The 23,676-nt window shown below is 70.6% G+C and carries 19 protein-coding genes; 13 read left to right on the top strand and 6 right to left on the bottom strand.

Features of this window, described 5'->3' with window-relative positions:
- The first annotated feature begins 56 nt into the window (after positions 1-56).
- The gene (locus ACZ6SA_RS21660) at positions 57-476 is read left to right on the top strand and encodes a YciI family protein (RefSeq protein ID WP_347646191.1); all 420 of its coding nucleotides are present in this window, start codon (positions 57-59) and stop codon (positions 474-476) included.
- Complete coding sequence (locus ACZ6SA_RS21655) at positions 477-1,736, top strand: RNA polymerase sigma factor (RefSeq protein WP_465829844.1); 1,260 nt, start codon at positions 477-479, stop codon at positions 1,734-1,736.
- Between the two features lie 218 nt (positions 1,737-1,954).
- Here ACZ6SA_RS21655 and ACZ6SA_RS21650 read toward each other — a convergent pair whose 3' ends face one another.
- The 3 genes from ACZ6SA_RS21650 to ACZ6SA_RS21640 form a co-directional block, all read right to left on the bottom strand.
- Positions 1,955-2,887: a DUF5996 family protein gene (locus ACZ6SA_RS21650; RefSeq protein WP_465829842.1), complete on the bottom strand. Its 933-nt coding sequence runs from the start codon at positions 2,885-2,887 to the stop codon at positions 1,955-1,957.
- A gap of 87 nt (positions 2,888-2,974) precedes the next feature.
- Positions 2,975-4,177, bottom strand: a complete 1,203-nt coding sequence (locus ACZ6SA_RS21645) for a hypothetical protein (protein ID WP_465829841.1) — start codon at positions 4,175-4,177, stop codon at positions 2,975-2,977.
- Between the two features lie 113 nt (positions 4,178-4,290).
- Positions 4,291-5,928, bottom strand: coding sequence for a dolichyl-phosphate-mannose--protein mannosyltransferase (locus ACZ6SA_RS21640; protein WP_443152254.1), 1,638 nt, complete (start codon positions 5,926-5,928; stop codon positions 4,291-4,293).
- 77 nt (positions 5,929-6,005) lie between these two features.
- Here ACZ6SA_RS21640 and rsmI point away from each other — a divergent pair, with 77 nt between their 5' ends.
- Complete coding sequence (gene rsmI / locus ACZ6SA_RS21635; RefSeq protein ID WP_347646196.1) at positions 6,006-6,857, top strand: 16S rRNA (cytidine(1402)-2'-O)-methyltransferase; 852 nt, start codon at positions 6,006-6,008, stop codon at positions 6,855-6,857.
- Between the two features lie 52 nt (positions 6,858-6,909).
- Positions 6,910-8,454 (top strand): dolichyl-phosphate-mannose--protein mannosyltransferase, encoded by a 1,545-nt coding sequence (locus tag ACZ6SA_RS21630; protein ID WP_465829838.1) that lies wholly within the window; start codon positions 6,910-6,912, stop codon positions 8,452-8,454.
- Here ACZ6SA_RS21630 and ACZ6SA_RS21625 read toward each other — a convergent pair.
- Complete coding sequence (locus ACZ6SA_RS21625; protein WP_347646198.1) at positions 8,348-9,937, bottom strand: hypothetical protein; 1,590 nt, start codon at positions 9,935-9,937, stop codon at positions 8,348-8,350. The genes ACZ6SA_RS21630 and ACZ6SA_RS21625 overlap by 107 nt on opposite strands.
- 99 nt (positions 9,938-10,036) lie before the next feature.
- On the opposite strand from ACZ6SA_RS21625, the gene ACZ6SA_RS21620 reads away from it, so the two are divergent.
- The 4 genes from ACZ6SA_RS21620 (at position 10,037) to ACZ6SA_RS21605 (ending at position 15,513) form a co-directional block, all read left to right on the top strand.
- The gene (locus tag ACZ6SA_RS21620; RefSeq protein WP_465829836.1) at positions 10,037-11,257 is read left to right on the top strand and encodes a glycosyltransferase family 2 protein; all 1,221 of its coding nucleotides are present in this window, start codon (positions 10,037-10,039) and stop codon (positions 11,255-11,257) included.
- A gap of 519 nt (positions 11,258-11,776) precedes the next feature.
- A complete protein-coding gene (gene metG, locus ACZ6SA_RS21615; RefSeq protein ID WP_347646200.1) occupies positions 11,777-13,558 on the top strand; it encodes a methionine--tRNA ligase in 1,782 nt (593 codons plus the stop codon).
- A 111-nt stretch (positions 13,559-13,669) separates the two neighbouring features.
- Positions 13,670-14,524 carry a TatD family hydrolase gene (locus ACZ6SA_RS21610; protein ID WP_465829833.1) on the top strand — a complete coding sequence of 285 codons (855 nt, stop codon included), beginning with the start codon at positions 13,670-13,672 and terminating at the stop codon, positions 14,522-14,524.
- A gap of 83 nt (positions 14,525-14,607) precedes the next feature.
- Positions 14,608-15,513, top strand: coding sequence for a ubiquitin-like domain-containing protein (locus tag ACZ6SA_RS21605; RefSeq protein ID WP_347646202.1), 906 nt, complete (start codon positions 14,608-14,610; stop codon positions 15,511-15,513).
- A gap of 58 nt (positions 15,514-15,571) precedes the next feature.
- Here the strand turns inward: ACZ6SA_RS21605 and ACZ6SA_RS21600 are convergent, their stop codons facing one another.
- A complete protein-coding gene (locus ACZ6SA_RS21600; RefSeq protein ID WP_465829831.1) occupies positions 15,572-16,759 on the bottom strand; it encodes a hypothetical protein in 1,188 nt (395 codons plus the stop codon).
- A complete protein-coding gene (locus ACZ6SA_RS21595) occupies positions 16,759-18,537 on the bottom strand; it encodes a serine/threonine protein kinase (protein ID WP_465829829.1) in 1,779 nt (592 codons plus the stop codon). The genes ACZ6SA_RS21600 and ACZ6SA_RS21595 overlap by 1 nt, the downstream gene beginning before the upstream one ends.
- A gap of 46 nt (positions 18,538-18,583) precedes the next feature.
- Between ACZ6SA_RS21595 and rsmA the strand changes: the two genes are divergently transcribed.
- From rsmA to ACZ6SA_RS21570, 5 genes are all read left to right on the top strand, one after another.
- Positions 18,584-19,444: a 16S rRNA (adenine(1518)-N(6)/adenine(1519)-N(6))-dimethyltransferase RsmA gene (gene rsmA, locus ACZ6SA_RS21590; protein WP_347646205.1), complete on the top strand. Its 861-nt coding sequence runs from the start codon at positions 18,584-18,586 to the stop codon at positions 19,442-19,444.
- 69 nt (positions 19,445-19,513) lie between these two features.
- On the top strand, positions 19,514-20,071 hold the full coding sequence (locus ACZ6SA_RS21585; RefSeq protein ID WP_465829826.1) for a P-loop nucleotide/nucleoside kinase family protein: 558 nt from the start codon (positions 19,514-19,516) through the stop codon (positions 20,069-20,071).
- 209 nt (positions 20,072-20,280) lie between these two features.
- Complete coding sequence (locus tag ACZ6SA_RS21580) at positions 20,281-20,796, top strand: NlpC/P60 family protein (protein ID WP_347646207.1); 516 nt, start codon at positions 20,281-20,283, stop codon at positions 20,794-20,796.
- Between the two features lie 484 nt (positions 20,797-21,280).
- Complete coding sequence (locus ACZ6SA_RS21575; protein ID WP_465829824.1) at positions 21,281-22,465, top strand: RNA-guided endonuclease InsQ/TnpB family protein; 1,185 nt, start codon at positions 21,281-21,283, stop codon at positions 22,463-22,465.
- A gap of 123 nt (positions 22,466-22,588) precedes the next feature.
- Positions 22,589-23,491 carry a 4-(cytidine 5'-diphospho)-2-C-methyl-D-erythritol kinase gene (locus tag ACZ6SA_RS21570; protein WP_347646209.1) on the top strand — a complete coding sequence of 301 codons (903 nt, stop codon included), beginning with the start codon at positions 22,589-22,591 and terminating at the stop codon, positions 23,489-23,491.
- Positions 23,492-23,676 lie beyond the last annotated feature (185 nt).

The raw sequence follows: 23,676 nt of genomic DNA, 5'->3' as shown, positions 1-23,676 counted from the left end.
CGCGGCCTCGGCTCCGACGTCCCTGGCGAGAGGCAACGGAGGAAGGAATCACCACGATGAAGTACATGATCCTTTCGTACGGCTCGCAGCGTGACTACGACGTGCTGTCGGGCAAGGACTCCGGCGGCGAGGCCGCGTGGAAGCCGGAGGCCGTGGAGGCGATGGTCGCGTTCATGACCGAGTTCAACAGGGAGCTGGAGGAGTCGGGGGAGCTCGTCGAGACCCGGGGCCTGGCGGCGCCCGTACACACCAGGAGGCTGGAGTCGAAGGACGGCCGGCCGGTCGTCACCGACGGGCCGTACGCGGAGACCCAGGAGGTTCTCGCCGGCTACTGGATCGTCGACTGCGAGAGCTTCGACCGCGCCACCGAGATCGCCGCCAGACTGGGGCGGTGCCCCTACCCCGGCGGCGCCTACGACGACGCCTACGCCGACGTCAGGCCCATCGTCGACGCCGCGGCCGACATGGGGTTCTGAGTGACGGACGAGCCGGTGACCGAGGACCTGCTGCGCGAGCTGGCGCCGCAGGTCCTCGGCGCGCTCGTCCGGCGGTACGGGCACTTCGCGACCGCCGAGGACGCCGTGCAGGAGGCGCTGCTCGCGGCCGCCCTGCAGTGGCCGGACGAGGGCATGCCGGACGACCCGCGGGCCTGGCTGATCACCGTGGCGTCGCGGCGGCTGACTGACCTGCTCCGCAGCGAGCAGGCGCGCCGGCGCCGCGAGGACACCCTCGCCTCGTGGACGCTGCCGGAGGAGTGGCTGTCGCCCGCCGCCGACCAGCCCGCCCCGGCGGCGGACGACACGCTGGTCCTGCTGTTCATGTGCTGCCACCCGTCGCTCGCGCCCGCCTCGCAGATCGCGCTCACGCTCCGCGCGGTGGGCGGCCTCACCACGCGGGAGATCGCCCGCGCCTTCATGGTGTCGGAGCACACCATGACGCGCCGCATCACCAGGGCGAAGAACCAGGTCAAGCGGAGCGGGGTGCCGTTCCGGCTGCCCGGTGAGGGCGAGCGGTCCGTACGCCTCGGCGCGGTGCTGCACGTGCTCTACCTGATCTTCAACGAGGGCTATTCCAGCTCCTCGGGGCCGCACCTGCAGCGCGCGGAGCTGGCGGCGGAGGCGATCAGGCTCGCCCGCGTGGTCCACCGGCTGCTGCCCGACGACGCCGAGGCGGCCGGGCTGCTCGCGCTCATGCTGCTCACCGACGCGCGGCGACCGGCGCGTACGGGCCCTGACGGCGCGCTCATCCCGATGGCCGAGCAGGACCGCGGCCTGTGGGACGCCGCCGCCATCGAGGAGGGCATCGCTCTCGTCACCGCCGCGCTCTCCCGCCGCACGCCCGGCCCCTACCAGCTCCAGGCGGCGATCGCGGCGCTGCACGACGAGGCGCGCACCGCGGAGGAGACCGACTGGCCGCAGATCGTGGCACTGTACGAGCGGCTGCTGGAGATGTCCGGCAACCCCATGGTGGCGCTCAACCACGCCGTCGCCGTGGCCATGGCCCGCGGCCCTCAGGCGGGCCTCGACCTGCTCGAACGCCTCCAGCACGACGACCGGCTGGCCGGTGACCACCGGCCGTACGCGGTCCGCGCGCACCTGCTGGAGATGTCCGGCGACCACGCGGCCGCCCGCGAGGCGTACGAGGAGGCGGCCGGTCGCGCGATGAGCGGGCCCCAGGAGCGCTACCTGCACGCCAGGGCCGCCCGGCTCGCGCCCGACGGCGCCCCCCGCGCATGAGCCGCCGGGAAAAATCGCCTGACGGGGAATGTCCGGCCGCCTGGCGGGGTTATATGACGCGTGGCCGGTGTGATCAGTGTCCCCGGGCCTCACCTATTGCCTTCGCGGACTACCGTTCGGCTGGAGCCGCGTTGTGCCTTTCGCCGAGAGGCGACCTGCACACCGGTGCGCACTCGTGGAGCGCCCGCCCTCTCCGGAGGGCGGGCGCTTCGCGCTTTTCAGGCCCTCCCGTAGTAGGGGTCGGTCACGCCGCCCGGGGAGGCCAGGGCCTCGGTGTCGAGCCGGGTCAGCCTGGCGCCCGCCAGGTAGGCGCTGTCGAGGAACTCCAGCACCGCCGCCACCGGGTCTTCCATGCCCCGCACGTCGTCGTAGCGGAGCACGGCCAGGTGGCTGCCCCTGGCCGGCAGCCATTCGGCCTGCGCGGGCCGCAGCGGCTCGCGCTCCAGCCCTTCGGGCTCGGGCGCGGTGTAGGAGTAGAACGCCGGCCATGGACGTTCTTTGTCGCCGAACCAGAAGCCCGAGCTGATGACCTCCCAGCTGTAGGCCTCGCGGGTCACCGGGTCGGCGTCGGGCGAGACCCGGACCACGCGCCCGGTGAACCGGGTGACGGCGACGTCGAACGTGTGCCAGAAGTGGTGCACCGGGCTCGTCTTGCCGGCGAATCCGGCGGCGAACCGGTCGAGGAGCTGCACCACCTGCGACAGGATCCGCCAGTAGCGGTTGATCAGCACGGGGTCGTAGCGGGCGTGCAGGCTGTCCTCGGGGAACGGCGTGTCGTCCCCCATGTCGAACGGCACCGCCCAGATCTCGGGCCGGATGCCCAGCCCGGCCAGGGTCTCGAACAGCCGGTCGTAGAACGACGCCACGGACCGCCCGATCAGGCCGAACTCCGCGCTGCGCCCGTCGAGCACGTCGATCAGCAGGCGGTGGCGGACGAGGTCGAAGTCGATGCAGAACAGCGGCTGCTCGCCCAGGCCGCCCATGGGTCGCGTGGTGAGCCCTCGCCCGGTCGGGTGGAAGGGCACCTGCCACCAGTGGTTGCGCCGGTTGCTCGACGCCAGCCGGATCTTGCCCACGATCTGCGCGAACCTGTGAAAGGTCTCCTTGGCCTCCGTCCACTCCGCGAGCGGCATGGCAGGGAACAGCTCCATGACGGCCCCCCTTCTGGTGCTGCCCCGCCATCGTAACTACCGCACGTGTTCGAACAGCTCTCCGGGGTCATGGGCGGAGGCCGGAGCTCATCCCGAGCTGACGTATTTCCTCGGCCGCAGCGCGTGTGCGCGCAGCGCCGCCAGCGCGGCCAGCTGGCCCGGGCGGCGCATCCGCACCGCCAGCTCGTCGCTGTAGGCCAGCTCCAGCGCCGTGAGCTGGGCGACCAGGTCGGTCACGGGCGCGGCGACGTCCTCCAGGCTCGTCGCGGGATGCCAGCCCTCACCGCCGACCACCTCCGCCACCCGCTCGCGCAGCTCGGCGGGCGACATCAGGGTGCCGTCGGCCAGCAGCATGAGCGCGGCCTCGCGGGCCGACACCTCGAACTCGTGCTCGCCCCTGGCCAGCAGCAGCTTGGTGACCGCCCTCCACATCGCCTTCGGGGACTTGAGCAGGCGCTTGCCGCGCTCGGTGATGATCAGCTTGGCGCCGTCGCGGCTGATCGCGCCCAGCTCGCGTTCGGCGAGCTCGCGCAGCCTGAGCGCCTCCGGAGACGGGGCCAGCCGCAGCGGCAGGCTGCCTTCCGAGGCGGCGGCCAGGGAGAGCAGCCGGTGCAGGGCGGGCAGGGGTTGCGGGGTCACGGGCGCGTGCAGGCGCACCTCGAACGGCTGGGCCAGCTCGCGCCTGGCCGGGCCGCGGCCCAGCACCCAGCGGTTGAGCCGCTCGCCGTGCACCCGGTTGAGCCAGCTGTCGCCGCCCAGCTCGGCCCGTGGCTCGGTGAGCCAGCGGCGGGTCAGCGCGGTGCGGTCGACGCTCGCGCCGGCGACGATGGCCAGCTCGAGCGCGGCGGAGCAGGCCAGGTGGGCGCCCAGCTCCTCCGGGCCCATGATCATGCTCCACTGGAGTTCCGGCACGTCGGGCGGGAGCACGCCCGTGGCCTCGAGCGCCTGCTGGTAGGCGCTCGCGCCGGCGTCCTCGCCCTCGCGGGTGTACGTGCGCAGGATCTTGATCGTCGTGGGGGACGTGCACAGGTCGGCGTACCGCTCCAGCCCGCCGAGCCGCAGCAGTTGGCCGAGCGAACGTGCGAGGCGCTCGTGGTCGCCTCCGGGCTTGAGCGGCCCTACCTTGATCGGCAGGGTGTACCAGAGAAACTCGCAGACGTCGAGCTGGGTTACCGTCTCCAACGGCTCCCCACCCGTCAACCATTCGACGGCGGTCCTGGCCTCTTCGGCAAGGTCCGGCTGAGAGCGCTCCAACTCGGCGAGAAGGGCGGTGACATCCGGTGCACTCATGCCTCGAAGTTTGCCGTATCGACCCCGGACCTGACGATGTCCGAAGGTGGTGCGTATCGGGTCTTGCACTGCGACTGCCCTAATAAACCACTATTGAGCCGACGAAAACGTGATCATATCCACTGCTTCTCGAACAGCATGCGGGCCTTCCACTCGACGTACGGGATCAGCTCACCCGACAGGACGGGATGCAGCCACCAGAAGTTGATCAGAGCGAGCAGGGCGAAGGCGCCGACGACGGCGGCAGCGGCCGGCCGGCGATAGTAGGGGTATCCCGGCACCCTCTTGCCCGCGCGCCCGATCATCAGCCCCGCGCACAGCGTGATGGCCAGCACCATGAACGGCACCATCGGGATGGCGTAGAACAGGAACATGGTGCGGTTGCCGGCGATGGCGAAGTAGAACCACGGCAGCCAGCCCATGCCGTAGGCCAGCAGCACGGCGCCGGCCCGCCAGTCGCGCGAGGAGACGTACCACGCGATGAGGGCCACCAGCGCCGCCGCCGCGCCGAACCAGATCACCGGGGTGCCCACGCCCAGCACCGCCTCCGAGCAGTCCTTGACGCCGCAGGCGTTCTGCCTGGCCTCGTAGTAGAAGGCCACGGGACGCAGCAGCAGCGGCCACTGCCACGGCTCGGACATGTAGGGGTGCGAGGTCTCCAGCCCGCTGTGGAAGGTGAAGACCTGCCATTGGTACTGGACCCACGACCGCATCGAGTCGAAGACGAAGTAGAGCGGCCCGGACGAGGTGGCCTGGTCCCAGTTGCGGCCGTAGCCGGTGGCGTTGACGAACCAGCCCGTCCAGGTGGCCATGTACGCCACGAACGGCACCGCCACGAACGCCAGCGCCCCCTGCGGCACGTCCCTGTTGAACGCCCCCATGTACGGGCTGCGCAGCCCCACGGCCCTGCGCGCCCCGAAGTCCCACATCAGCGACATGATCGCGAACGCCACCGCGAACGCCAGCCCCGACCACTTGACCGACATCGCGAAGGCGAGGCACACGCCGGCGGCGATCCGCCACCACCTGATGCCCAGCCACGGCCCCTGCGGCGACAGCGGCGAGCTCTCGTACCAGGCGACCAGCCGTTCCCGTGCCTGGTCGCGGTCGGCCACCAGGCAGGCGAACGCGGCCAGCACCCAGAACATGAGGAAGATGTCGAGCAGCGCCGTGCGGGAGAGCACGAAGTGCAGGCCGTCGAGGGCCAGCAGCAGACCGGCGAAGCAGCCGAGCAGCGTCGAGCGGGTCATCCGCCGCGCCACCCTGGCCAGGACGAGGATCGACAGGGTGCCGATCAGCGCGGCGGCGAAGCGCCAGCCGAACGGGTTGAGCCCGAACAACCACTCGCCGGCGCCGATCATCCACTTGCCCAGGGGCGGGTGCACGACATAGGAGGCGCACTTGTCCATGGTCTCGGCCGTGCACGACTGCCAGATGCCGCCGGTGTCGCCGGCGATGATGGCCTTGTCGGCATCCTTGACCGTGACCCGCTCGACCCCCCAGGTGATCAGCGAGTAGCCGTCCTTCATGTAGTACGTCTCGTCGAACACCACGGCCTTGGGATGGCCGAGATCGAGGAAACGGAGGACCCCGCCGAACACGGTGACCAGCAGCGGGCCGAGCCACCCCCACAGCACGCTTCCGCGCATGGGAGGAATCACCCGATCGCGTACGGACCGGGCGGCCTCGTGCTGGCCGTCGCCGGCCTCCGAGTCGTCAAAGGCCTGGTACGAGGAGTCGGTCACCGCCATTCGGCCATCGTACGGGCCCCCAGCGGAAAGCCATGCAGAAACACCGTCTAATAGGGATAGCCTGCCACAATGGTCGGGTGACTGGAGAGCGCGGCAGGCTGGTGCTGGCAGGAGCCCCCATAGGCCAGGCGGGCGACGTCTCGCCCCGCCTGCGCGAGGCGCTCGAAGACGCCGACGTGGTGGCCGCCGAGGACACCCGCCGGCTGCGCAGGCTCGCCGCGGAGCTGGGGGCGGAGATCACCGGCCGGATCGTGTCCTACTACGACCAGAACGAAGCGGGCCGGGCCCAGGAGCTCGTCGAGGTGCTGCGGGAGGGCCGCACGGTCGTCGTGATCACCGACGCGGGGATGCCGGGCGTGTCGGACCCGGGCTACCGCCTGACGACCCTCGCGGTCGAGGCGGGCGTCACGGTCACCGCGCTGCCGGGCCCGAGCGCCGTCACCACCGCCCTGGCCGTGTCGGGGCTGCCGAGCGACCGGTTCTGCTTCGAGGGTTTCCCGCCGCGCAAGCCGGGCGAGCGCGCCCGCCGCCTGGCCGCGCTGGCGGGCGAGGAACGCACGATGGTCTTCTTCGAGGCGCCGCACCGGCTGGCGAGCTCCCTCACGGCCATGGCGGAGGCGTTCGGGCCCGGCCGCGAGGCGGCGGTCTGCCGCGAGCTGACCAAGACGTACGAGGAGGTGCGCCGGGGCGGCCTCGGCGAGCTGGCCGCGTGGGCCGAGGGCGGCGTCAAGGGCGAGATCACGGTCGTGGTCGCCGGTCACGTCGCGCGGGCGGAGGAGCAGGACATGGACGCGCTCGTCGCGCAGGTCGACCGGATGGTCGCCGAGGGCGCGCAGCGCAAGCTGGCCGTCGCCGAGGTGGCCAAGGGGGCGGGCATTCCCAAGCGCGAGCTTTACGATCTGGTGCACAGGAGATCAGCGACACCATAAGGTGCGCTTCGTGAGTAAATGGGGGGCTTCACCGCGTCGACTGATCCCGCCCATGCAGGACGGCGTCCTGCTGGGGTGGGTCGGGCCGATCGTGGTGGCGATCTTCGGCGGCATCCTCAGGTTCGTCAGGCTCGGCGATCCCAAGTCCGTCGCCTTCGACGAGACGTACTACGTCAAGGACGCCTACTCGCTGCTGCTCCACGGCGTCGAGCGGACCATGCTCGGCGACGCCGACAACCCCATCGCCGACCGCCGGCTCATCGCCGGCAACCTGGACATCTTCAAGCAGTGCGCGCAGCCCTCCGACTGCGCGTCGTTCGTGGCCCATCCGCCGCTCGGCAAGTGGATGATCGGCGCGGGCGAGTGGTTGTTCGGGATGAACCCGTTCGGCTGGCGCTTCGCCGCCGCGCTGATCGGCATCCTGTCGATCCTGATCATGGCCAGGGTGGCGCGGCGGATGACCCGCTCGACGCTGCTCGGCTGCCTGGGCGGGCTGCTGCTGGCGCTCGACGGGCTGCACCTGGTGTTGTCGCGCACCGGGCTGCTGGACATCTTCCTCATGTTCTGGGTGCTGGCCGGATTCGCCTGCCTGGTGGCCGACCGCGACCAGGCGCGGGAACGGCTGGTCGCCTGGTACGAGAGCTCGCCCGTCGCCGGCATGGGGCCGCGGCTCGGGCTCAGGCCCTGGCGGATCGCCGCGGGTGTCTGCCTCGGCGCCGCGTGCGCGGTCAAGTGGTCGGGCATCTTCTTCCTGCTCGCGTTCGCCGTCATGAGCCTCATGTGGGACATGGGGGCCAGGCGGGCGCTGGGGGCGCGCGAGCCGGTCAGGGGGGCGCTGGCGTACGACCTGCCGGGCGGGTTCGGGGCGATGGCGCTCGCGTCCGCGGCGACGTTCACGGCGTCGTGGGCCGGGTGGTTCGTCAGCGCGGACGGCTGGGGACGCAACTGGGCGCAGGCCACCTCGTCGGGGCCCGCGTTCTTCGTGGTCGACTCGGTGCGGTCGTGGCTGCAGTACCAGCTGCAGGTGCTCGGCTTCCACAGCGGGCTGGACACCTACCACCAGTACATGTCGGAGCCCTGGCAGTGGCCCGTGCTGCTGCGGCCCGTCACCTTCCACTACGCCGGTGACCTGCCGCCGTCGGCGTGCGGGGCCGACAAGTGCTCGCAGGCCGTGATCGGGGCCGGCACCCCCGCCCTCTGGTACGGGGCCGCGCTCGCACTGATCGCCCTCGTCGTGTGGTATTTCAACACCCGCGACTGGCGGGCCGGCGCCGTGCTGCTGGCCTACGCGGTCGGCTGGCTGCCGTGGTTCTACTACGCCATCGCCGACAACCGCACCATGTACCTGTTCTACATGATCCCCGTCGTGCCGTTCATGGTGCTGGCGCTCGTGCTGGTGGCAGGGCTGATCCTGGGCAAGGCCGCGGCCACGCCCGCGCGCAGGGCGTTCGGGGCCGCGGTCGTGGGCGCGTTCACGCTCATCGCCCTGGTCAACCTCTGGTGGCTTTACCCCGTGCTGACCGCCGAGACCATCGCACACGCAGAATGGTGGGCCCGGATGTTCCTGCGCTCCTGGGTGACCGTCGCACCGAAGTGACGCCCTTGCGCAGCGTGATCGCCGCCGCGATGCAGGCCAGCGGCACGGCCGGAAGCACGTAGCGGTAGTCGAACTCCGCCGTCGCGGCCGGGGCCAGCAGCAGCCCGAACGCGCCGAGCCACGGAAGCACGACCGGGCCGCCGAACTTGCGCCACCGGACCGCGACGCCGTACAGGCCGATCAGCAGGATCCCGCCGAGCACGATGCCGCGCAGGTAGAACACCTTCTGGTAGCCGCTCATGATGTCGGCCCACGGATGCACGATCCTCGTCTCGGGCGGGCCCTGCTCGTAGCTGAACGCGTCGGTGTCGGTGCGGCCGCCCGCGTACGACGACCACTTCGGCAGCCGCTTGGGCTGGCCGTTCGCGTCGATCTCGTAGTAGGGCTTGAACTGGTACATGTTGTACGTGGACTCGTCGGGGAAGCGCGGCCGGGCCCAGTGGAACGAACGGAAGAAGTCGCGCACGACCACCTGCAGATAGTCGCCGGGCTGCGACAGGATCGCCCGCGTGGCGAACTTGCTGGCCGCCTCGTTGGTGATCTCGCTGAACTTCTTGTTGGTGCCCCAGCGGTGCAGCACCTCGCCCGTGCCCGTGCCGTCGCCGTTGCCCTGCCCCCACAGATACCACTGGGCATAGTCTTTGCGCTGGCTGACCGGGTCGTTGATGCAGAGCAGCAGCAGCTGCACCTCGGTGTACTTGTCGATGTCCATCTTGTTGCAGTCGGCGAAGATGGCCGTGCGCATGTACAGGATGAGGCCGTCGCTGTTGGTCATGGCGAATTTGCCGTACGCGGAGGCGAACCAGCCCATGTAGGCCAGCACCGGGATCGCGCAGGCCGTGATGACGGCCGTGACGGGCCGCCAGCCGGTGCGCTTGACCAGGAGATAGAGCACCACCAGGGCCAGGATGGGCAGGCCGATCGAGCGGGTCAGCCACGTCAGCGACAGCAGCAGGCCGATCACGGTGCCCGCCTGCCACGTCAGCCGCCGCTTCCACAACACCATCGTGATGACGCCGACCACGAGCAGCATGAACATGGTGTCGGACATCACCAGCTGCTCCAGCTGGATCTGGTAGGCGTCGAACAACACCGGCGCGGCGGCCAGCGTCGCCCCCCACTTCGGCAGCCTGAACTTGATGCGCAGCAGCGCGTAGATCAGGCAGGCCGTGGCCAGGCCCATCAGGTGCTGCGTCAAGACCACCAGGGTGAAACTGTGGAACGGCTTGAGCAGCATCAGCCAGAAGCTGTAACCGTCGGGCCTGATCGGGTGGGGCCTCGGGTGCAGGGCCACCGAGACGTACTCGTAGGAGTCGTTGAACCACATGGCCGGGCCGTAGCCGAGCATGGTGATGAGCCGCAGCACGGCGCCGACGCCGAAGGCCGCGGCGAACACCCGATGCCGGCGCACCATGGACAGCGCACGGGCTGCCGGGCCAGGAGCGGAGTGGTCCACAGGGGTAATCTCCGCGACGCTCACCATGCTGTAAAGAATGCCAGTCGTTTGTGGGTCTTGACCCGACCACACTCGGGCACAGGGCATGATGGTTGACTGGAACAGCCTTAACTGAAGGGTAGACACGTGGAACTGACGGTGGTCATGCCCTGCCTCAACGAGGCGGAGACCGTGGAAGTCTGTGTGCGCAAAGCACTGGCGTGCATGGAGGAGCACGGCATCGAGGGCGAAGTCCTGATCGCCGACAACGGCAGCACGGACGGCTCGCAACAGCTGGCCCGTGATGCCGGCGCCCGCGTTGTCCACGTCGAGGAGAAGGGCTACGGCAACGCCCTCATGGGCGGGATCCGGGCGGCGCGCGGCAAGTTCGTGATCATGGGCGACGCTGACGACTCCTACGACTTCACCTCGTTGCTGCCGTTCGTCGAGCAGTTGCGCGACGGCGCCGACCTGGTGATGGGCAACCGCTTCAAGGGCGGCATCGCCGCGGGGGCCATGCCCCCGCTCCACCGCTATCTCGGCAACCCGGTGTTGTCGTTCATCGGCAGGCTGTTCTTCCCGTCGGCGATCGGCGACTTCCACTGCGGGCTGCGCGGCTTCAGGCGCGAGTCCATCCTGCGGCTGCAACTGCAGACCGGCGGCATGGAGTTCGCCTCGGAGATGGTGGTCCGCTCCACGCTGTCCGGCCTCGACGTGCGCGAGGTGCCCACGACGCTCTCGCCCGACGGCCGCTCACGCCCGCCGCACCTGCGCTCGTGGCGCGACGGCTGGCGTCACCTGCGCTTCCTGCTCCTCTACAGCCCCAAGTGGCTGTTCTTCTACCCCGGCGTGCTGATGATGATCATCGGCCTGGTCGCGAGCACCGCGCTGACGTTCGGCCCGGTCGAGATCGGCGAGCTGGCCTTCGACGTCGACACGCTGGTCGGCACGTCCGCGCTGATGGTGATCGGCTTCCAGGCCGCGCTGTTCGCGCTGTTCACGAAGGTCTACGCGGCCGAGGAGGGCTTCCTGCCGGAGTCGCCGCGCATCCGCAGGATCATCGACATCGTGACCCTGGAGAAGGGGCTCGTGGTGGGCGGCCTGCTGGCGCTGGCCGGCCTGGTCGGGCTGGTGATGTCGCTGGTGCACTGGCAGGTGCGCAGCTTCGGCGAGCTCAACCCCCGCGAGTCGCTGCGGCTCGTCGTGCCGTCGGCGACGGCGCTCGTCATGAGCTTCCAGACGATCTTCGCCTCGCTGTTCATCAGCATCCTGGGCATCCGCCGCACCCGCGAGAGCTCCATCGACGTGGCCGCCAAGGCAGCCGAGGAGGCCGCCGAGGCGCTCTCCCTCGAGAAGTCCAAGCAGTAGACATCTTTCACGCGTTGCCAGGGCCGGCCGTCCGCCGACGAGGGTTCCCGTCTGTCCAGGGAAACGCCCTCTGACCGGTGTGTGGATAAGTATTTTCTACGCGTTGCCAGGGCCGGCCGTCCGCCGACGAGGGTTCCCGTCTGTCCAGGGAAACGCCCTCTGACCGGTCAGTGGCGGGCCGCCGTTACGGAGCGCCCCGCCCGCCCGGGCCGTGGTCAAGGCGTGGACCACGGAACACAGGCAAGGGTGGCTCGCGTTGCGGCGGGTCGGTGGTGAAGGGTCAGCGGGCGTTTCCTGGAGGGCCCTCAGCCGGAGTGCGGCGGGTGGCGGGCCGCCGGTGACCGTAACGAGAAAGTCGAAGACGTGCGGGTGGCGGGCCGTCGGTGACCGTAACGAGAAAGTCGAAGACGTGCGGGTGGCGGGCCGTCGGTGACCGTAACGAGAAAGTCGAAGACGTGCGGGTGGGGGGCTGTCGGCGACCGTAACAAATGATCTTCAGGGACCCCGTAGGCTTAGGACATGTCCCAGCACATCTTGACCGCCGTCGCGTGGCCGTACGCTAACGGCCCTCGCCACATCGGGCACGTCTCAGGTTTCGGCGTGCCGTCCGACATCTTCAGCCGCTACCAGCGGATGGCGGGCAACAAGGTGCTGATGGTCTCCGGCACCGACGAGCACGGCACGCCGATCCAGGTGCAGGCCGACAAGGAGGGCGTCAGCGCCAAGGAGCTGGCCGACCGCTACAACCGCGTCATCGCCGAAGACCTGACCGGGCTCGGGCTCGCCTACGACCTGTTCACCAGGACGACGACGAAGAACCACTACGCCGTCACGCAGGAGATCTTCAAGGGTCTCTATGCCAACGGCTACATTTTCCCCCAGACCACGATGGGCGCCATCTCGCCGTCGACGGGCCGCACGCTGCCCGACCGCTACATCGAGGGCACCTGCCCCATCTGCGGCTACGACGGCGCGCGCGGCGACCAGTGCGACAACTGCGGCAACCAGCTCGACCCGATCCAGCTGATCAACCCGGTGAGCCGCATCAACGGCGAGACGCCGGTGTTCACCGAGACCGAGCACTTCATGCTCGACCTGCCCGCCTTCGCCGAGGTGCTCGGCTCTTACCTGCAGTCCAAGCAGGGCGAGTGGCGGCCCAACGTGCTGAAGTTCGCCCTCAACCTGCTCGGCGACCTGCAGCCGCGGGCGATCAGCCGTGACCTCGACTGGGGGGTGCCGATCCCGCTCGACGGCTGGCGCGACCAGCCCAACAAACGGCTCTACGTGTGGTTCGACGCCGTCATCGGCTACCTGTCGGCCTCGATCGAGTGGGCCAGGCGCTCAGGAGACCCCGACGCGTGGCGCCAGTGGTGGCAGAATCCCGACGCCCGCGGCTACTACTTCATGGGCAAGGACAACATCGTCTTCCACGCCGAGATCTGGCCGGCGATGTTGTTCGGCTACAGCGGGCGGGGCGACCGCGGCGGCACGCCCGGCTCGCTGGGTGCGCTCGACGCGCCGTCCGAGGTGGTCTCCAGCGAGTTCCTGACGATGGAGGGCCGCAAGTTCTCCTCCTCCCGCCAGGTCGTCATCTACGTGCGCGACTTCCTCGAGCGCTACGACGCCGACGCCCTGCGCTACTACATCGCGGTGGCCGGCCCGGAAAACCAGGACACCGACTTCACCTGGCAGGAGTTCGTCAACCGCAACAACGGCGAGCTGGTCGCGGCGTGGGGCAACCTGGTCAACCGGTCGATCTCGATGGCGGCGAAGAACTTCGGGGCCGTGCCCGAGGCCGGCGACCTGACCGACGCCGACCGGGCGCTGCTGGAGCGCTCGCGCAACGCGTTCGGCCCGGTGGGCGAGGAGCTCGGCAGGTCGAGGTTCAAGAACGCGATCGGCGAGGCGCTCGACGTGGTCCGCGAGGCCAACAAATACCTGGCCGAGCAGGAGCCGTGGAAGCTCAAGGGAGACCCCGGGCGGCAGAAGTCGATCCTGCACGTGGCGCTCCAGGTGGTCGACGACGCGAAGACGATGCTGACGCCGTTCCTGCCCAGCTCGTCCAACAAGGTCCACGCCATGCTGGGCGGCGAGGGCGTGTGGGCGGGCATGCCGGAGATCCACGAGGTCGACGAGGACGGCGGCGACCCCTACCCGGTGATCACCGGCGACTACGACGGGGCGGCCCGCTGGGAGCACCAGCCCATCAAGCCGGGCACGCCGCTCGCGGCGCCGGTGCCGCTGTTCAAGAAGCTGGACCCGAAGGTCGTCGACGAGGAGCTCGCCAGGCTGGGGGAGTGACCGTCTGACGGAGACGCACACGCCAAGGCGCCGTCCCTGCGGGCGGCGCCTTTCGCGTGTGCCCGGCCCTCGTGGGCGGCGCCGGGGCCGGGGGCGGCTACCTTGGATGCCGTGAGCAAGCTTCCCGCCGCGCCTGAGCCGCTTTCCTCGCCCGTGTTCGACAGCCACTGCCACCTCGACATCATGGTGGGCGACAGGCAGGCGTCGTCGGGCGATCCGGTGGCGCAAACCGCGCAGGCGGCTTCGGCCGGCGTGCGCGGCATTCTGGAGGCCGCCAGGGCGGTCGGCGTGACCCGGTTGGTCACGATCGGCTACGACCTGGCCTCCTCCCGGTGGAACGCGCGGGTGGCGGCCGGGCAGGAAGGCGTCTACGCCGGCGTGGCCGTCCATCCCAACGAGGCCCACGAGGCCACGCCCGAGGTGCTGGCCGAGATCGAGGCGCTGGCCCGGCGGCCGGAGGTGCGCGCGGTGGGGGAGACAGGGCTCGACTACTACCGCGACTGGTCGAGCAGGGACGACCAGCACGCGAGCTTCCGCGCCCACATCGAGATCGCCAAGCGCACCGGCAAGGCGCTGGTCATCCATGACCGCGAGGCGCACGACGACGTGCTGAAGGTGCTGGCCGAGGAGGGGGCGCCGGAGAAGGTGGTGTTTCACAGCTTCTCCGGCGACGCCGAGATGGCGAAAAAATGCGCCGAAGCGGGATATTTCATGTCATTCTCCGGCCCGGTGACGTACAAGAACGCCGGCTACCTGCGCGAGGCCGCCGAGGTCGCGCCCGAGCAGCTCATGCTGGTCGAGACCGACGCCCCCTACTTGCCGCCCGTCCCGCACCGCGGCAAGCCCAACGCCCCCTACCTCGTCCCGCTCACCCTTCGCTGCCTCGCGGAGGTCAAGGGCGCCCATCCTGACCGGTTGTGCGAGGCGATCAGCGCCAACGGAGTCACGGTCTTCGGCGAGTGGTGACCATCGTTTGGTGAACCGGCGGATCCGGCGGCACGACCACCGCTAGCGTTCGGGCGTTTCCCGCCCGTAACCGGAGGTGGTCCGTGCGAGGTAAGAGGCGCGCGCCGCGCCCGCCGATCCCGTGGCGCTCCCCGTGGACGCCCGTCGTGTGCCTGGCGGGCGCGGTGGCGCTCGGCACGCTCGTGGCGGTGTCGCTGCTGGTCAAAGAGGTCGTCGTCATCGTGGACGGCGAACAGGCAACCGTCCGCGCCTTCGCGGGGACGGTGGAGGAGGTGCTCACCGACGCCGGGATCTCGATGGGCACGGGCGACGTCGTACGCCCGGCCGCACGGGAACACGTCGCCGACGGCGCCGTCATCGAGGTGCGCCGCGCCCGCCCGCTCACGGTGACCGTGGACGGCCGCACGAGCACGCATCTCGTCACCGCGACGAACGTCGCCGACGCCCTGACCGAGCTGGACATCGAGGCGGCGCGCGGCACGCTCTCCGCGTCGCCCGGCCACGCGGTGCCGCTGTCGGGGATGGCGCTCACCGTCCACACCAGGCGCGAGGTGCACATCGTCGCGGGCAACCGGCGGCTCACCTCGCGGACGACCGCCAGGACCGTACGGCGGGTGCTCGAGCAGCAGCACATCGCGCCGCGCCACGGCTACCACGTGAGCCCGCCGCTGGGCAGCTTCCCCGAGGACGGCACGGTCATCACGCTCACCCCGCAGCACGTCGAGCCGGTCGAACCCGCCGTGACGCGGCTCGACTGGCCCGCCCTGGCCGAATGCGTCGCCCACGGCGACCCGCTCGCCTACAACCCCGACGGCCCTCACTACGGGATGTACCAGTTCAGCACGCGCATGTGGGAGGCCGTGGGCGGCATGGGGCTGCCGAGTGACTGGCCCGCCGACGAGCAGACCTACCGGGCCCAGATCCTCTACCAGCGGGAGGGCGGCGGGGAGAGCCAGTGGCCGGCCTGCGGCGACCGCCTGTTCCCCTAGCCGGTCACCGCTGGTCGCGCCGGCGGGCGATCGCCTGTCGCGCTGACCTCGTGACCCGCTAACCGGCCACCGACACCCCGAAGTCGGCCCCCTTGGCCGGCTGCAGCGGCCGCGGCGTCTCCGCGTTGCGGCCCGTCACCGCCACCCTCCCGTACGGCTGCGCGTCCGGCTGCCCCACGAAGAGCTTGTTGCCGCTGAAGGCCACCGACCAGCCGAACAGCCCGTCGCGGGTCGGCAGGATGCGTTCCTCGGAAGGGTCCTGCCACGACACCACCCGGACGCCGCCGCCGTAGGGCGCGCCGACGGCCAGCCTGCCGTCATCGGATGTGGCCAGAGAGAAGCCGAACGCCTGCCCGCCCGGCTGCGCCACCGTGCGCACCGGCTTCCTGTTCTCGTCGAGAAGCTGCACGTTCCCCGGGCCCGGCGAGCTCACCGCGTACCCGGCGCCGTCGGCGTAGGCCACCGCGTAGCCGTACCTGTCGCCCGAGGCGTCGGTCGGCGAGTCCAGTTTCACCGTCGTCAGCCTGGTCGCCAGGACGTCGTCGATGAAGACGACGGAGCCCGAGTCGATCTTGCCGTCCTCGACCTGGCGGCCCAGGCCGTCGTCGTTCTCGTACGGGACGCCGACGAGCAGCCCGTTCCCCGGCCCGTACACCAGCGACCAGCCGAACTGGTCGCCCACCTCGCTGTTGCCCCGCACGTCCACGGACTCCTGGCTGATCCTGCGCAGCTCGCCCGTGCCCTTGCGCACGTAGACGGCTCCCACGTCGAGCAGCCGGTTCTCGTCCTCGTACGGCGCGCCGATCGCCACCAGGTCGCCACGCGCCGCCAGCGACCAGCCGAAGTGTGCGAACCGTTGCGGCCGCGCCGCCGTCAGCCGCTGCGGGGGCGAGGAGCCGGCGCCGTAGACGACGTACGCGGCCCCGGCGTCCTCGGCGCCGTCGACGTCCGCGTACGGGGCGCCGATCACGAGGTCGGCGCAGGCGTCACCGTCGACCTTGGCCAGCCGCACCGACCAGCCGAACGCGTCGCCCCTGGCCAGGCCGGGAACGGTGACGGGAACGACCTTGCCGCCCGACAGCACGTGCACCGACCCCTTCTGCCCGTCGCCGAACGGGTCGCCCACCGCGACGTCGGCCACGCCGTCACCGTCGAAGTCGGACCCTCCCGCGCACGCGGCCGCTGAGGCTGGCACGAGCGGCATCACCGCGGCGAGCAGGAGCGCGACGAGGGCGGACCGGATCATCACAGCGTGACCTCGATCTGCCTGCCGTTCTCCAGCACGGTCGCCGTCACCTTCACGGGTTTGCGGTAGTTGGGCAGGTCGAACACGAACGCGCTGTCCACCCGCCCGCCGGGCAGGATGGCCGGAGGAAGGGTGACGGCTGCCGGATCATGCTCGGCGCCCCGGTCGTCGACCATGGAAACGACGGGCTGGACCAGCGGTTGCCGCTGGCCACCCGGGTTGATCATCGTCCAGCGGACGACGCAGAACTGGCCCCTGGACGCCGCCGTCCCCTCGTACGTCTTCAGCCCGCACTCCGGGGCGGAGGCGACGACGGCGACGGGGTCGTCGAAGTCCGCGCCCAGCGCGAACCTGCGGCCCACGTCATTGGGGCGCGCGCCGGTCGGGGAGGCGGCGCCCGCGTTGCCGGGGGTGGTGCCGGTACGGCCGGTGGTCACGATCAGCACGCCGGCCGTCACGACGATGGCCAGCACGGCGGCCGCGGCGGCGATGAGCCAGCGGGTGCCGGACGTCCTCGAGCCGCCGAGCGTGGCCGGCTCGCCGGCGGGCGTGGAGGCGCCCTGCTCCCCGGGCCAGGTGTCCGTACGGGTCGCGGGCGCCGCATCCGGCCGCACCTGCTCTTCGGCGGGCGTCGCGCCCGATCGCGCCGCCCGCGTCCCGGTCCCGCCGGGCGAGCTCTCGCGAGGGCTTTCCACAGCGGGCTGAGGCCTGCCAGGCGGGACGCCGGAGTCACGCGGATCGCCCTGCGGGGGCGAATCCGGGTCAGGAGGGACGCCCGGGCCGCCGATCACCCTCTCCCGGCGCGTGGTGTCGCCCGGCGAGGGAGCCGTGAACGCGGCCGTGACGTCCTGATCGTCCTCCTGCGGCGGCCGCCAGTCGTTCAGCATCTCGGTCGCCACCAGCGTGGGCGGGTTGATCGACGGTGTGGGCGTGTTCCCTCCCACCAGCGCGATCAGCAGATCCTGCGCCGTCGGGCGCTGCGCGACGTCCATCGAGGTGGCCAGCCGGACGAGGTCGTCCAGCGGCGCGGGCAGCGTACCCAGGTCGGGAGGGGTGTTCAGGACACGGTGGGCCAGCGTGATGGGGTCGCCCCGGCCGAACGGGTGCCGCCCGTTGCCCGCGTACGCCACCAGGCAGCCCCAGGCGAAGATGTCCGCGGCCGGGCTGACCGGCTCGCCGCGCACCTGCTCGGGCGCCCACCAGCCCGGGCTTCCCAGGAGTTCGCCGGAGAGCGTGAACCCGCTCTCCCGGTCGAGCGCCCTGGCGATCCCGAAGTCGATCACCCGGGGCCCGGACAGCGAGAGGATCACGTTCGCCGGTTTGAGGTCCCGGTGCACGAGCTCGGCGACGTGGATGGCCGCCAGCGCCGCCGCGACCCCGAGCGCGACGCCGTGCAGCGGGCCAGGGTCCAGCGAGCCGTGCCTGGAGATCTGGTCGGACAGGGGGGTGCCCGCGATGTACTCGGTCACCATGTAGGGCCTGCCGTCCCCGGTGTTGCCGTTGTCCAGCACCTGGGCCGTACAGAACGAGGCCACCCGCCGGGCGCTGTCGACCTCCGCGTGGAACCTGGCCGCGAACCCCTCCTGGTTGGCGAACTCCGCCTTCACGACCTTGAGCGCCACGAACCGCCCCGTCGGCGCCCGTGCGAGGAACACGGTCCCCATGCCCCCCTCGCCCAACCGCCCGAGCAGGCGGTACGGCCCGACCTCCCGCAAGTCCGTCGGGCGTAGGGGCGCGGCGCCCGTTGGCTCCATGCGGTGCGTCCCTTCCTGTTCCACGCCATCCTCTCCTTTGGTCTCCCCGTACGCCATCGCAGGTTCTTCGATGCGGGAGACTGATGGGATGATGAGGCTGTTGGGCCCTGCGGAAATACGTATTTTGGCGAACAAGCTAGATCTTCGTCCGACAAAAAAGCTAGGGCAGAACTTCGTGATCGACGGGGGCACCGTCCGCCGCATCGTACGCGTGGCCGATCTGTCCCCGGACGACGTCGTCATCGAGGTGGGCCCCGGCCTCGGCTCGCTCACGCTGGAACTCCTGGCGTCCGCCGCGCACGTCGTGGCCGTCGAGATCGACCCGGTGCTCGCCCAGCAGCTTCCCCTCACCGTCGCCGACCGAGGCGCCTCCGACCGGCTCACGGTGATCAACGCCGACGCCATGAAGATCTCCGAGACCGACCTGCTGGGCTTCGCCCCCACCGCCCTGGTGGCCAACCTCCCCTACAACGTGGCCGTCCCGGTGGTGCTCCACCTCCTGGAGGCCCTGCCGTCGCTGCGCAAGGGCCTGGTCATGGTGCAGTCGGAGGTGGCCGACCGCCTGGCCGCCGGTCCCGGCTCCAAGGTGTACGGCGTTCCGTCGGTCAAGGCCGCCTGGTACGCGGACGTGCGCAGGGCGGGCCCCGTCGGCCGGTCGGTCTTCTGGCCCGCGCCCAATGTGGATTCCGGGCTGGTCTCCCTGGTCCGCCGCGACCCGCCCGCGGCGACGGCGTCGAGGGAAGAGGTGTTCGCGGTGATCGACGCGGCCTTCGCGCAGCGCCGCAAGACCCTGCGCGCGGCCCTGGCCTCGTGGGCGGGCAGCCCGGCCCAGGCGGAGGCCGCGCTCAGAGCCGCAGGGGTGGACCCTTCGGCGCGCGGCGAGCAACTCGACATCCAGGCCTTCGTCCGCATAGCCGAATCCGCCCCCTGATCGAACGCCTCGAGCATCTCCGTGTTCCCGAACCGCATCGGGGCGCGCCACGCTGGTTGAATCGCAGGGGTGGAGACAAGAACCCAGGGCCTGAACGATCTCGCTGATGTGGCTGAAGAATCCTCAGGCGGCTCGACGGACTCGTCGGCGCGGTGTGTCGTGATGATGTGCGGGATCGCGGGATCAGGCAAGTCGACCTATGCACAGGCGTTGGAGCGACGCGGCTATGTCAGGCTGTCGATCGATGAAGTGATCTGGTCCCGGTTCGGGCGCGATGCCGTCGAGTTCGATTCGGCAGAGTACGAAGGCCACAAGGCGGCTGCCGAGGAAGCGTTGAGGAAGCGGCTCGTAGACCTGATGAAAGCCGGCCAACCGGTGGTCTTGGACTACAGCTTCTGGCGCCGGACGACTCGTGATGACTACAAGGCCCTGATCGAGAGTCATGGGTGCCGGTGGAAACTGATCTATCTCAAGGCAAGCCCGGAGACGCTGCGCCAGCGGCTGGCGGTACGCAACAAGCTGCACGGGGCCAACTCTGTGACCGTGTCCGAGGATCTGCTCAACAGGTACCTGGCCGGATTTGAGGAGCCCGTCGACGAAGGGGAGCTCACGATCCCGCAGGACTGATGCGACAGGCGTACGACATCGTTCGTGAATGCGTCGGCAAGAGGCGACGTTCTTCGTGCCGGGGTGTGCGAACCTGCGGCAGTGCCTTTCCACAGCCCGCCTGCTGTCGCCACTCTTCATCCACAGAACCCCGCTCGGCCCCAGGTCCCCTCGCCCCGCCGGATCATCCTGGCCTCCCGCGAAGTCACGTACGAACCCGGGAGGCTCACATGCTCCGACGCATCGCTCTCATCTGGCTCGCCCTCGGCGGAGGCCTGTGCACCACGCTCGTCGCCGTCCCCGATCCCGCCCTGGCGCAGCTGAAACGCACCCCGACCAGAGGCGAGACGGCCGCCGCCGCGGCCCTCAGCCAGTTGGGCGTCTCCTTCTCGTGGGGAGGAGGCTCGGTCAAGGGCCCCACCATCGGCATCGGGCGAGGAGCCGCCACGACCGGCTTCGACTGCAGCGGCCTGACCCTTTACGCCTGGTCCAGAGCAGGGGTGCGGCTGAGCCACTACACCGGCGCCCAGTTCCGCCAGGGCCGCAGGATCCCGCTGAGCGCTCGCCGCCGAGGTGACCTGCTGTTCTTCGGCGGTGGTACGGGCGACCCCACCCACGTGGCCCTGTTCCTCGGCGGCGGCGTCATGATCCATGCTCCCAAGACGGGCGACGTGGTGCGCCGGGCCAACTTCCTCCGCTCGCCCTACTTCCGCTCCGCGTTCCGCGGCGCCGTGCGTCCGGGCTGACCGCTGGCGCCGGCCGCCGTGCCGAGCGAAGAGCCGACTGCTGGGTCGAGCGGGGTGCCGTGGCAAGGCCGCGACCGCGTCCACGAGGGCCGCGGCATCCGCCTCCAGGGCATGCCGGATCCCTCGGGCCGCGACGAACTCCGCCTCCGCGGTGTCGAGATCGCGCCCGCCGGCCCGCACGATCCGCTCCGGCGGCACCGCCACCTCCGGCACCAACCCTCCGGGGCCCTCTCCGGTGAGCGCGCGCAGCACCATCCCGTGATAAGCCCCGGAAGGCGACGACTCAGGCGTGTTGAGATCCCCATCAGAGTCTCCCGAGGGGACCGTCGACTTGAGGCGACGGGGGATCGGGAGCGGGAGGGCCGTCGATGCCTGTGCGTGCCCTGACCTGTCGGGTCCGCACATCAGGGATGTCCTTCCTGGTTTTGTCGGCGGCAGCCGGTATCGTGGCGTTGTCGTTACCGAATGTGATGGGAGGTGGGGTGTGCGCAGGTCGTTCCGGTTCCTGTTGCGTCCCACCGCCCGGCAGGCGGCGGCGCTGGCGGCGTGCCTGGAGGACCACCGGCAGCTCTACAACGCCGCTCTGGAGCACCGCCGCACCGCCTACGCCAGGGCGGGCGTGAGCGTCTGGTACGGCGATCAGTCGGCCGAGCTGAAACACATCCGCGCCGATGATGCGGACGGGCAGGCGCGTTGGTCGTTCTCGTCCCAGCAGGCCACCCTGCGACGGCTCGACAAGGCGTTCGCCGCGTTCTTCACGCGGGTCCGCGCGGGTCGCGCGCCGGGCTTCCCGCGGTTCAAGGGGCGTGGCCGGTTCGACACGGGCGAATGGCCGAAGGACGGCGACGGCTGCCGGTGGGATGCTCAGCCCGGCCACCCCACCACGACCTACGTGCGGCTGCAGGGTGTCGGGCATGTGCGCGTCCACCGGCACCGGCCCGTGCGCGGCCAGGTGAAGACGATCAGCGTCACGCGTGAAGGCTCGCGCTGGTTCGTGGTCCTGTCGTGCGACGACGTGCCCGCCGAGCCGCTGCCCGCCACCGGCGCGGTGGCCGGGATCGACATGGGCGTGGCCTCGCTCGTCACGACCAGCGACGGACAGCATCTGACCAACTCCCGTCACCTGGCCGCCTCCGCTGACCGGCTGGCCGCCGCGCAGCGGGCTCTGGCCCGCAAGGAACGGGGTTCCAAGCGGCGGCGTAAGGCGGTGGCCCGCGTGGCCGCGTTGCACGCCAGGGTGCGCAGGCAACGTCTGGACGGCGCGCACAAGGCCGCGCTCGCCCTGGTCCGCGCCTATGATGTGATCGTGCACGAGGACCTGCGGATCGCGAACATGACCCGCTCGGCGGCCGGCACGGTCGAAGTCCCCGGCCGGAATGTCGCGCAGAAGTCCGGCCTCAACCGGAGCATCCTGGACGCGGGCTGGGGGGTGTTCCTGACGATCCTGTCGTACAAGGCTGAAAGCGCCGGTCGCACGCTGATCGCGGTGAACCCCGCCGGCACCTCCCGCACCTGCGCCCGCTGCGGGCACAGCGCACGGGAGAACCGCGTCACCCAGGCCGGGTTCGCCTGTACGGCGTGCGGTCATACCGCGCACGCCGACGTCAACGCGGCGGTCAACATCTTGAGGGCAGGGCTTGCCCTTCGCCAGGCTGCGCAAGCGGCTTAGCGAGAAGCCACTCCCTTCAGGGAGCGGAGGAGTCACCTTCCGAGAACCGCATGTCAGGGCGGCGTGCCCCGATAACATCGAGTGTCCTTGACCCCGGCAAGTGATGAAAGTGGCAGAAGATCGATGAGTTCGGTGACCGTACGTGTGCCTGCGAAGGTCAACGTGCAACTTTCTGTCGGCCCGCTCAGGGAGGACGGCTTCCACGACCTGGTCAACGTCTTTCACGCCGTATCGATCTTCGATGAGGTGACGGCCAAGGAGTCCGAGGCGATCACGGTGTCGGTGCCGGGGAAGTGGTCCGGTCAGGTGCCGGTCGACGACGGCAACCTGGCGATCAGGGCTGCCCGCGCGCTCGCCAAACACGCGGGCCGCGGCTACGGCGCCGACCTGCTCATCCAGAAGGACATCCCGGTCGCCGGGGGGATGGCGGGCGGCAGCGCCGACGCGGCGGGCGCGCTGGTGGCCTGCAATGAGCTGTGGGGGATCGGGCTGCCCTTCGAAGACCTCATGGAGATCGCCGCCGACCTCGGCAGCGACGTGCCGTTCTCCCTGCTCGGGGGCACGGCGGTCGGCACGGGCCGCGGCGAGCAGCTGAGCGAGTTGCCCACCGGGGGCTTGTTCCACTGGGTGTTCGCGCTGGCGGACGGTGGGCTCTCCACGGCCAGCGTCTACGCGGAGTGCGACCGCCTCAGGGAGGCTTCGGCCGCCGAGGTGCCCTGGCCCCAGATCGACGACTCGCTGATGGAGGCTCTGGGCACCGGCGACGCCTACGCTCTGGGCGCCCACCTGAGCAACGACCTCCAGGAGGCCGCGCTCAGCCTCCGCCCGGAGCTCGCGCCGACCCTCGAAGCAGGGCGCCAGCACGGAGCGCTGGGGGCGATCGTCTCCGGCTCCGGTCCGACGTGTGCGTTCCTGGCCATCGACGCCCTGCACGCCCGCGATCTGGCCCGTGGCCTGACCACGACAGGCGCCGCCCACACCGCCGTCCCCGCCCACGGCCCCGTCGCCGGCGCCACCCTCCTCTGACCACCGCCGCCATCCAGTTTCCGTCCGAGGAACCGCCCTTCCGCCCTCCTTGTGGTGGCCGCCACCCCCTTCCGCTCCCGTACGGTGGCCGCTGCCACCGTTCGGCGACCGTCGCGCCGTTCACCGCCGGCCCGCCCGGGTGGCGGACCGCTCTTCGTTGTCGGCCGGCTTGCCACGAGCCGATA

It is taken from the genome of Nonomuraea sp. NPDC049378 (genome assembly GCF_055586745.1).
The sequence above is the reverse complement of the archived record's forward strand: the minus strand, read 5'-3'. Positions and strand labels throughout refer to the sequence as shown.